The organism is Kitasatospora sp. NPDC028055 (assembly GCF_040637885.1).
In the GTDB taxonomy this organism is placed as follows: Bacteria; Actinomycetota; Actinomycetes; order Streptomycetales; family Streptomycetaceae; genus Kitasatospora.
In genome coordinates this window covers 351,232-360,099 of sequence record NZ_JBEZXE010000001.1, presented here as the reverse complement: position 1 = coordinate 360,099, position 8,868 = coordinate 351,232, and the positions used below count along the sequence as shown (strand labels likewise).

General features: G+C 74.8%; 11 protein-coding genes. 6 read left to right on the top strand and 5 right to left on the bottom strand.

The window, feature by feature from the left end; all coding sequences use genetic code 11:
* The first annotated feature begins 39 nt into the window (after window positions 1–39).
* From AB0F71_RS01770 to AB0F71_RS01760, 3 genes are all read left to right on the top strand, one after another.
* A complete protein-coding gene (locus AB0F71_RS01770; RefSeq protein WP_360226498.1) occupies window positions 40–306 on the top strand; it encodes a UBP-type zinc finger domain-containing protein in 267 nt (88 codons plus the stop codon).
* Window positions 307–425: 119 nt separating this feature from the next.
* Window positions 426–695 (top strand): hypothetical protein, encoded by a 270-nt coding sequence (locus AB0F71_RS01765; protein WP_360226495.1) that lies wholly within the window; start codon window positions 426–428, stop codon window positions 693–695.
* A gap of 190 nt (window positions 696–885) precedes the next feature.
* On the top strand, window positions 886–1,863 hold the full coding sequence (locus tag AB0F71_RS01760) for a sigma-70 family RNA polymerase sigma factor (RefSeq protein ID WP_360226492.1): 978 nt from the start codon (window positions 886–888) through the stop codon (window positions 1,861–1,863).
* Here the strand turns inward: AB0F71_RS01760 and AB0F71_RS01755 are convergent.
* Entirely contained in the window at window positions 1,771–2,169 is a 399-nt protein-coding gene (locus tag AB0F71_RS01755) for a hypothetical protein (protein WP_360226489.1), read from the bottom strand. The two genes, AB0F71_RS01760 and AB0F71_RS01755, sit on opposite strands and share 93 nt — an antisense overlap.
* A gap of 148 nt (window positions 2,170–2,317) precedes the next feature.
* Here AB0F71_RS01755 and AB0F71_RS01750 point away from each other — a divergent pair, with 148 nt between their 5' ends.
* The gene (locus tag AB0F71_RS01750) at window positions 2,318–2,809 is read left to right on the top strand and encodes an NUDIX hydrolase (RefSeq protein WP_360226486.1); all 492 of its coding nucleotides are present in this window, start codon (window positions 2,318–2,320) and stop codon (window positions 2,807–2,809) included.
* Between the two features lie 67 nt (window positions 2,810–2,876).
* Here AB0F71_RS01750 and AB0F71_RS01745 read toward each other — a convergent pair whose 3' ends face one another.
* The 4 genes from AB0F71_RS01745 to AB0F71_RS01730 all read right to left on the bottom strand — a co-directional run bounded on the left by AB0F71_RS01745 (window position 2,877) and on the right by AB0F71_RS01730 (window position 6,397).
* Window positions 2,877–3,641, bottom strand: a complete 765-nt coding sequence (locus tag AB0F71_RS01745; protein WP_360226483.1) for a Clp protease N-terminal domain-containing protein — start codon at window positions 3,639–3,641, stop codon at window positions 2,877–2,879.
* A 140-nt stretch (window positions 3,642–3,781) separates the two neighbouring features.
* Window positions 3,782–4,519, bottom strand: coding sequence for a tyrosine-protein phosphatase (locus AB0F71_RS01740; RefSeq protein WP_360226480.1), 738 nt, complete (start codon window positions 4,517–4,519; stop codon window positions 3,782–3,784).
* A gap of 175 nt (window positions 4,520–4,694) precedes the next feature.
* Window positions 4,695–5,453: a VC0807 family protein gene (locus tag AB0F71_RS01735; protein WP_360226477.1), complete on the bottom strand. Its 759-nt coding sequence runs from the start codon at window positions 5,451–5,453 to the stop codon at window positions 4,695–4,697.
* A 230-nt stretch (window positions 5,454–5,683) separates the two neighbouring features.
* Window positions 5,684–6,397 carry a hypothetical protein gene (locus AB0F71_RS01730; RefSeq protein ID WP_360226474.1) on the bottom strand — a complete coding sequence of 238 codons (714 nt, stop codon included), beginning with the start codon at window positions 6,395–6,397 and terminating at the stop codon, window positions 5,684–5,686.
* Window positions 6,398–6,764: 367 nt separating this feature from the next.
* On the opposite strand from AB0F71_RS01730, the gene AB0F71_RS01725 reads away from it, so the two are divergent.
* Window positions 6,765–7,598: an RNA polymerase sigma factor gene (locus AB0F71_RS01725; RefSeq protein WP_360227670.1), complete on the top strand. Its 834-nt coding sequence runs from the start codon at window positions 6,765–6,767 to the stop codon at window positions 7,596–7,598.
* Window positions 7,595–8,647 carry a hypothetical protein gene (locus AB0F71_RS01720; RefSeq protein ID WP_360226471.1) on the top strand — a complete coding sequence of 351 codons (1,053 nt, stop codon included), beginning with the start codon at window positions 7,595–7,597 and terminating at the stop codon, window positions 8,645–8,647. The genes AB0F71_RS01725 and AB0F71_RS01720 overlap by 4 nt, the downstream gene beginning before the upstream one ends.
* The last annotated feature ends 221 nt before the right edge of the window (window positions 8,648–8,868 follow it).

Sequence of the window (8,868 nt, the reverse complement as noted above, 5' to 3'; positions counted from 1 at the left end):
GAGCGGGCGGCCCGGCCGGAGCCGTCATAGCCTTCCAACATGACCGCCTGCGAAGACCTCGCCATGGCGCCCAGGGACATCGAGCCCGCGCCGCCCACCGACGGCTGCGCGGACTGCTTGGCCCAGGGCAGCCGGGACTGGGTGCACCTGCGGGTCTGCCTGGACTGCGGTCACATCGGCTGCTGCGACAACTCGCCGCAGCGGCACGCCACCGCGCACTTCCACAACTCCTCCCACCCGGTGATCCGTTCCTACGAACCGGGGGAGGACTGGCGCTGGTGCTACGTCCACGAGGTCATGGGCTGAGCCGGCCCCGACCGCTCCGGTGGCACCGGCCCGCCGACCGGATAAAATCCGGACATAACACCCGAGCGGCCCCTCGGTCCGGCACCCGTCCGGCCGCGGCCGCCGAAGGGAGGCCGACGATGACCAAGCGAACCGCGGGCAGCACCGCCCAGCTCCGCAAGGGCACCCAGGAACTGCTGGAACGCCGGGGCATGGCGACCATGCCCGGCCGGCTCGGGCCGAAGCCCGCCTTCGGCGCGCTGTCCGCCGCCGCCGGGAACCCGACCGGCGACCTCTTCCGCCACGGCGGGCGGGACGCGGCCTCCGCGATGCCGCACGCCGCACCGGCGATGCACGCGGAACTCAAGGGACACCGCCACCGCGGCGCCGAGAAGCACTCGGCCCACTGAGCGACTCCCACTGAGCGACTCCCACTGAGCGACTCCCGCTGAGCGATCCTCGCTGGGCGATCCGACCCGAGCGCCCTGCTCTGCGACGCACCCCGCTGACCGGCCGACTGTCAGTGGGGTGCGCTACGTTCGACCCGTTCACCAGTACGCGGCGGGACGAACGGAACGCACAGGACGACGGGGGCGCACCATGACCGACGTGACCACGGAGGAGCCGGTCGAGTTCCAACTGGAACGCCACCGCACCGAACTCACCGGCTACTGCTACCGCATGCTCGGCTCGGTCTTCGAGGCCGAGGACGCGGTGCAGGAGACGATGGTCCGCGCCTGGCGCGGGCACCGGGGCTTCGAGGGTCGGGCGGCGCTGCGCTCCTGGCTGTACCGGATCGCCACCAACGTCTGTCTGGACGCGCTGAACGGCCGCAAGGCCCGGGCCCGTCCGATGGACCTCGCCGGTCCGGTGACGGTGGCCACCGCGAGCGACACCCAGTTGCCCGAGGTGACGTGGATCGGCCCCGCGCCGGACGGCCGGGTGCTCCCCGAGACGGGGGACCCAGCGGAGGTGGCCGCCCAACGCGAGTCGGTGAAGCTGGCCTTCGTCGCGGCGCTGCAGCGCCTCGCGCCCCGGCAACGGGCGGTGCTGATCCTGCGCGAGGTGCTCGGCTGGAGGGCCGCCGAGGTCGCCGAACTGCTCGGCGTCACGGTCGCCTCGGTCAACAGCGCGTTGCAGCGGGCCCGCGCGGTGCTCGCTGCGGACGCCTCCGCCGCCCGCCCGGCCGTCGCACTGGACGAGGCGCACCGCGCCCTGCTGGAGCGCTACGTCCGCGCCTTCGAGGCGTACGACATGGACGGCCTGGCCGCGCTGCTGCACGAGGACGTCACGCTCAACATGCCGCCGTACTCGATGTGGCTGCGCGGGATGGCGGAGATCCGGGCCTGGATGCTGGGCCCGGGGCAGGGCTGCCGGGGTTCCCGGCTGCTCCCGGTGACGGCCAACGGCGGCCCGGCCCTCGCCCAGTACCGGCCGAGCCCGGCGGGCGGGTACGAGCCGTGGGCGCTGATCGTGCCGGAGGTGTCAGAGGGCCGGATCACCGGGCTCACCAACTTCCTGGACACCGACGTGCTCTTCCCGCTGTTCGGCCTCCCGGCCCGGCTCCCCGCCGAGTAGGCCCGCCGGTGCCTCGCCGCCCAGTGGGTCGACCGAGCCCAGCGGATCGATCCTGCCCAGCGGGTCGTCCGAGCCCAGCGGGTCGAGCGAGCCCAGCGGGTCGACCGCGCCCGGCAGCAGCGCCGCGAGCCCGCTGAACGCCAGCAGTTCGCGCAGCGGGCCGGCGGTGTTCAGCAGCACCACGCCCACCCGGTGCCGGGCGGCGGCCAGCCGCAGCCGGGCGAGGGCGTCGACGACGGCCAGGTCGGGGGCGGTCAGCGCGCCCAGGTCGCAGGTCAGTACGGCTTCGTTCGCGATGCTCTCCATACAGGTTGGACCGCCTGCGCGCGCCGGACTCATCGCTCCGGTCCACCGGGGGTGTCAACACCACGGGACGGCAGAGCCGGGCCGGTGGCGGAGTGGGGCCACTGGCAGAGTGGGGGCGACCGAACCGCCCTGCCCCAGGAGGAACACCGTGACGGCTGAGCCCTTGAGATCCCGCGAGGAGTGGCTGGCCTCCCTGCCCCGGATCTACGCGGCGGCGGGCTGCCTGCTGCGCGACGCGTCGGGCCGGATCCTGATCGTGAAGGCCGGGTACCGCGAGCACTGGCAGTTCCCCGGCGGGACGATCGACCTCGGGGAGGGCCCGGTCGAGTGCGCCGCGCGGGAGTTGGAGGAGGAGACCGGCATCGTCAAGGAGGCCGGCGAGCTGCTGGCCATCTCCTGGACCCACCCCTCGGGCGAACTCGACCACCCGGCCCAGCACTTCCTCTTCGACTTCGGCACCGTCCCGGACGGCACCCCCGTGACCGTCCCGGCCGGCGAGCTGGACACCCACCGCTGGGCCCCGATCGACGAGGCCCTGGAGCTGCTCGGCCCGGCCCGTTCGGTCCGGCTGCGGGCGGCCCTGGAGGCGGCTGCCGACGGCCGGGTCCGGATCGTCACCACCCACATCTCCGGCTTCTAGGCCGCATCACCGAAGTGCCGTGCCCCGGGCGGGAGTTCCCTCTCGGGGCACGGCTGGTGGGCAGGCCTCACCGCTGCTCGGGCGCGGCGTCCCGGGCGGCGATCAGGGCGGCGACGGCCTCCGAGACGAAGGTCTCCGCCTCGGTCTTGTCCACGTTCAGCCCGGCGAGCACGCCCTCGCCGTTCTCCAACTCCAGCAGGGCGAGCAGGATGTGCTCGGTGCCGACGTAGTTGTGCCCGAGCTTGAGCGCCTCCCGGAAGGTCAGCTCGACGGCCTTCTTGCCCTGCGCCGAATACGGGATCAGCGCGGGCACCTGCTGCTCGACGGCGGTCGGCAGCACGGCGGTGGTCGCCGTCCGGACGGCCTCCGGGGTGACGCCCTGGGCGAGGAGCGCCTTGAGCCCGATGCCCTCGGGCTCGGCGAGCAGGCCGAGCAGGATGTGTTCGGGGCCGATCTCGGGGTTGTTGGCCCGGCGGGCCTCCTCCTGCGAGGCCACCACGACCTTGCGGGCCCGGGGCGTGAACCGGGAGAAGCCCTGGCTGGGGTCGAGGTCGAGGTCGGCCGGGCTGCCCGGGCCCTTGGAGACGAAGCGCTTCTGGGCGGCCTGCTTGCTGACGCCCATGCTGCGGCCGATGTCGGTCCAGGAGGCGCCGGAGCGGCGGGCCTGGTCGACGAAGTGGCCGATGAGGTGGTCGGCGAGGTCGCCGAGGTGGTCGGCGGCGATGACCGCGTCGGAGAGCTGGTCGAGCGCGTCGGTGTGGACCTTCTTGATCGCGGCGATCAGGTCGTCGAGGCGCAGCGGAGTGGTGTTGGGAACAACGGGATTCTCCATGCGTCAACCGTAGGTTGTCGATCCGAGGGTCGTCAACCATCGGTTGACGCTTACTTCTGGGTAGCTTGCGTTCGCCCTCCGTCGAACGTCCCCGCCTTCCCCGACTCTGCTCCCTGGCTCCGCTTCCTGGCCCCTCGCCCCTATGCGGCGGGCAGCAGTCGGGCCCGGACGGCGGCGACCTGGGCGGGCGTGACTCCCGCCGCGAGCAGGTACCCCGCCGGGTCCAGTCCGTCGAGCGCGGCGGCCAGGGCGGCCTCGGCGGTGGTCCCGGCCTCGGCCAGCGCGGCGTCGATCCGGCGGTACGGGTCCGGCAGGCCGAGCATCCCGTACAGCGGGCGGACGTTGGGGCCGCTCAGCAGGTAGTCCTCGGCGATCGCGGCCCGGTCGACCCCGGCCAGGGAGAGCAGCAGCAGGGTGGCCAGGCCGGAGCGGTCGCGCCCGGCGCCGCAGTGCACCACCAGGCCGCCGGGGCGGGCGTCGGCGATCGCGGTGATCAGGGCGGCGGCGGCGTGCGGGCAGTGCTCCAGGTAGGGGCGGAAGGCCAGCGGGGTGCCGTCCAGTCGGCCGTGGTCCACCCACCAGGCGGGGCCGGCCAGTTCGTCCAGCGGGACGCGGACCAGTTCGACGCCGTCGGGGAGCGGGAGGAGCGGCTTGTACTCCTCGGCGTTGCGCAGGTCGACCACGGTGCGGACACCGTGGTCGAGGAGGGCGTCCCAGCCCTCGCGGGTCAGCCGGTCCAGGTTGTCGGCCCGGGCTATCGCGCCGCGGGCGGTCTGGCGGCCGGAGGCGGTGGGGAGTCCGCCCAGGTCACGGACGTTCAGGCAACCGTCCCAGACGAGGGTGCGGTCCTCGGTGGTGGTCAGTGCGTCGGTCCGCATGTGGGGCTCCCCGGTTCGTCGTCTCGGGGGATCCCGTTATCCCCTCGTTATATGACTCCCGGGAGATCCCATTGGTTCCTGATCGTTCGAACTGTCGGCACCGGCAGTTCGTACGGCGTACCGACGGTGCAGCGATGGCGTACCGACGGCGTGCCGACGGTGTACCGACGGGGGATCAGGCCGCGGTCGGGGCCTCGGTCTCGGCGGCGACCAGCTTCTCGATCGGCTCGACCGCGATCTGGCCGAGCATCGAACCGGCCACGATCGCGCCGATCAGGAACACGGTGGACAGCCAGGCCATGGTCGACACCGGCAGGGTGAAGGCGCCGACCACCCGGGCCGCGCACTCGGCCAGCAGCGCGGTGCCCCAGATGCCGGCGAACACCCGCTCGTGGCGACGGAAGGCCCGCGAGCCCGCCGCCCGGCCCTCGACCAGCCGCTGCCAGGCGGCAGCCCGGTCCTGCTTGCCCTTGGTGACGAAGGGCATCAGCATCGGGGTCATCACCGGCTTGCCGACCACCGCGGAGACCAGGATCGCCACGGCCACGGTGCCGCTCAGCCCGCCGTCCTTGGCGATCATCATCCGGGCGTCGCCGCTGACGAAGGTGAGCGCAAGACCCGCCAGGTTGACCGCCAGCATCAGCGCGGCCCACAGGTTGACCTGACGCTCACGCAGCAGGCCGAGGGCGGTCCGGCCGGCCGGGAAGACGCTGCTCCAGGCCAGTGCGGCGAACTCGCTGAGGCCGCAGACCGAGTGCAGCAGGTAGTACCCCACCAGCGGGGCGGCCACGTCGAGGACCAGCGGACGCAACCCCGCGACCACCGGGTTCGGCGCCGGGGCGGCGGCCTCGTCCATGGCGGGAGCGGTGGCGGCGGTGACGGCGGCGGTGGTGGTGGGAACGGTGCCGGCGGCGCTGACGGTCTGGCTGCTCATGGTGGGTTCCTCCCCGACTGGTGACCGCGGGCCGCTGCCCGCGTCGTGCCTCCAGTCTTTCCGCCGGACCCTCCGTCAGAGCAGTGCCGTCCGTTGCCGGATCCGCATGACAGGTGTCATGGCGCCGCCCGTGACACCCCCGCCGACCTGCACGGATCCACGCGGACCCACGCGGATCTACGCGGACCTGAGCGGACCCGAGCGGACCTGAGCGGACCTGAGCTGTGGACCTACGCGAAGGTCCACAGCTCCCGGCCGAGCGTGTCCAGGCACCGCACCGTTCGGAACCGTTCGTCCCCGGCGGACAGGAAGCCCTGCGCGGCCCCGGCCAGCACCGTCCGGGCGACCCCGTCGCCCCGGGTCCAGGCGCCGGTCAGCACCAGCGCCCCGTCGGCCAGCTCGGCCCGCTGCACCCGGGCCACCGAGGCGGTCAGCAGCGCGGCGTTGACGTCCTCCAGCTCGGCGGGGGAGAGGTAGGGCCCGACGGCGGGGGAGAGGTCCGCGGCGGCCCGGCGCCGCAGCTCCGGCAGGCCGTAGTCGCGGACGGCGGCGACGGCGTCGTCCAGCGGCAGCTGCCAGCGCGGCCCGGGCAGCACCTCCCACCAGACGTCCTCGCCGACCGGCAGCACCTCGCCGATCCGGGCCTGCCAGACCTCGACGCCGTGGGCGCCGTCCGGGTCCGGGTCCGGGGCCGGGGCCGCGTGAGGCCGCGCCCCGTCGGTCCCGCCGCCTCCGTCGCCTCCGTCGCCCCGGCGGACCACCCGGAGCCCGAAGGTGAAGGCGACCCGGTCGGCGGCCGGGCGCTCCACCAGCTCGACCAGCAACTGGTGGGTGTCGTCCGACAGGACGAAGGCCCGCTGCCGACCGGTGAGGCCCAGGGCGCGCAGGGCGGGCGCGAGGTGTTCGCGCAGTCCCGTCGTGTGGAGCTCGTGGGCAGTCGTCATCGCGGTCTTTCCCTGCTGGTCGTGCGGTCGTCCCCGCCCCGCTCCGGCCGGGGACAGCCCGGAAGCGCCCGCCCGAACGGGTTCGGGCGGGCGTCGGAAGAACGGGCGCGGCGGGGTCGCGGGGTCACGGCGAGGGGCCGGGCGCGGCGGCGGGCCCGGCGTCCGGGGCACGGTCGGTGCCCGGGATCGATTCGCCTACCGACAAGGTAGGCGCGGGCGGTGTCCCGGGGCTGCGGGCGAACGGCAGCCGTCCACGGGACCTTGGCCCTGGACCTTGGCCCCGGACCTCGGCCCCGTCCGGCTCCGTCCGGCCTCGTCCCGCCTCGTCCTTCGACCGGAGCCGACCCGTTCGCCCGGATGGCGCATGATGTGGCGGGTGCAGAGTGCAGAACACCCCGGAGCGGGCACCGGCCGCCCCCTCGGCCGGTCCGGACCCGTACCCTCCGTCGGCCCACCATCGGGCGGGGGCCCCGCTCCCACCGACCTGACCGAGGCGGTCCGCGCCGCACAGGAGGGGGACGAGGAGGCGTTCCGGCTGCTGTTCCGGACCGTCCAGCCGGGCCTGCTGCGCTACCTGAGGGTGCTCGTCGGCGGCCGGCCCGAGGACGTCCAGGACGCCGAGGACATCGCCTCCGAGGCCTGGCTCCAGATCGCCCGCGACCTGCGCGGCTTCTCCGGCGACGGCGACGGCTTCCGCGGCTGGGCCGCCACCGTCGCCCGCAACCGGGCGATGGACCACCTGCGCGCCCGGCGCCGCCGCCCGGTCGCCGACCTGCCGTACGAGTACCTGGCCGAACTGGCCGCCGGGGACGACACCGCCCGTACGGCCCTCACCACCGTCGGCACCGCCGACGCGCTGGCCCTGATCTCCCGGCTGCCGCGCGACCAGGCCGAGGCGGTGCTGCTGAGAGTGGTCATGGAACTGGACGCCGAGAGCGCCGCACAGGTGCTCGGCAAGCGGGCCGGCAGCGTCCGGATGGCCGCCCACCGGGGGCTGCGCCGACTGGCCAAGCTGCTGGAGCAGCCCTTCGCCTCCGGGGCCGGTATCCCGGCCGCCCGCCGGGCCGAACCGGCGGGCGCGGAACGGTCGCCGGCCCGGGCGGGGGAGTCCGCGGGGCAACCTGCCGTGGAACCCACGAAAAAAACTTCTCCGCAGGGTGTGACAGAACGCCGGGCCGCGACGCTGAAGGACATGAGATGAGCACCAACCGATCCCGTCGGATCGACCGTGATGCCGCCGAGCACCTGCTCGGCGGTGCCGTGGGCGCCCCGTCGGCCGGGCAGGACGCCTCGCTCACCGGACCGGACGGTCCCGGGCAGCTCGCCCGGGTGCTGGCCGCGGCCGCCGCCCCGGCGACGGCCGCCGAACTGGCCGGGGAGGAGGCCGCCCTGGCCGCGTTCCGGGAGGCGAGTCTCACGCCCGACCCCGTAGTCACACCCGTCCGGAGACGATCGATGGCAACCGCCGCGCTGGCCAGGGCCTTCAGCACGAAGGCCGCTGCCGCCGTGCTCGGCGCCACCGCGCTGTGCGGGGTCGCGGTCGCCGCCGGCACCGGCAACCTGCCGTCCCCCCTGAGCGGCGGCACGTCCGAACCCGAGCACGCGGTCGCCGCCCCGGGCGGCCCGTCCGGTTCCCCGCCCGGCAGCTCCACCGGATCCGGCTCCGGCTCCGCCTCCCCGGGCGGAACCAGCCGGCCGTCCATCGGCGCCTTCGCGGACCCGCACCGCACCGTCCCGGCCGACCCCGCCTCGCCCGGCGGCCCCACGGCCGGTGAACACCCCGGGCACCCCGCCCCGCCCGCCGCACTGCTCCCGCTCTGCCAGCGCTTCGCGGACCGTACGGGCAAGGGTGAACGCCCCGACAAGCTGGCCACCGACCCGGTCTTCGGCCCGCTGATCGCGGCGGCCGGCGGAGCGGACCAGGTCCAGGGCTACTGCGAGGGCGCCCCCGGTCACCAGGACGGCGATCACCAGGACGGCGACCACCAGGGCACCGGCCCGCAGCCGAGCCCCTCCGGCGCCGGCAAGGGCGACGGCAAGGGAAGCGGCACCACCGACGGCAAGGGCAACGCCAACGGCAAGGGCAACGGGAACGGCAACGGCAACGAGGACACCAACGGCAGCGGCGACGGCAAGGCCAAGCCCGGCAAGGGCACCCCGATCCCGCCCCCGCCGAACCTCCCGACCCCGCCGGACAGCCGTCCGGGCAGGACCGGCCCCTCCGAGGACGGGCAGTCCACCCGGAGATGACCCCCAGAACTCCGGATGGGCAGCGAGCGACTCCCCCCGGGCTCGCCGCCCATCCGGACCGCACCACCCGCAGTACGCACAACCACCCGAAGACCCCGGGTGGCCGGTCGGCTCCCCCGTGCCCACCGTCCACCCGGCCGGCCCCGGCCGGCCCGGCAGGCGCTCTCCCCGGACGCGCCTCCGGCCCGGCCGGCCCGGAACGTGCGGCCCGCCCTCCCGCA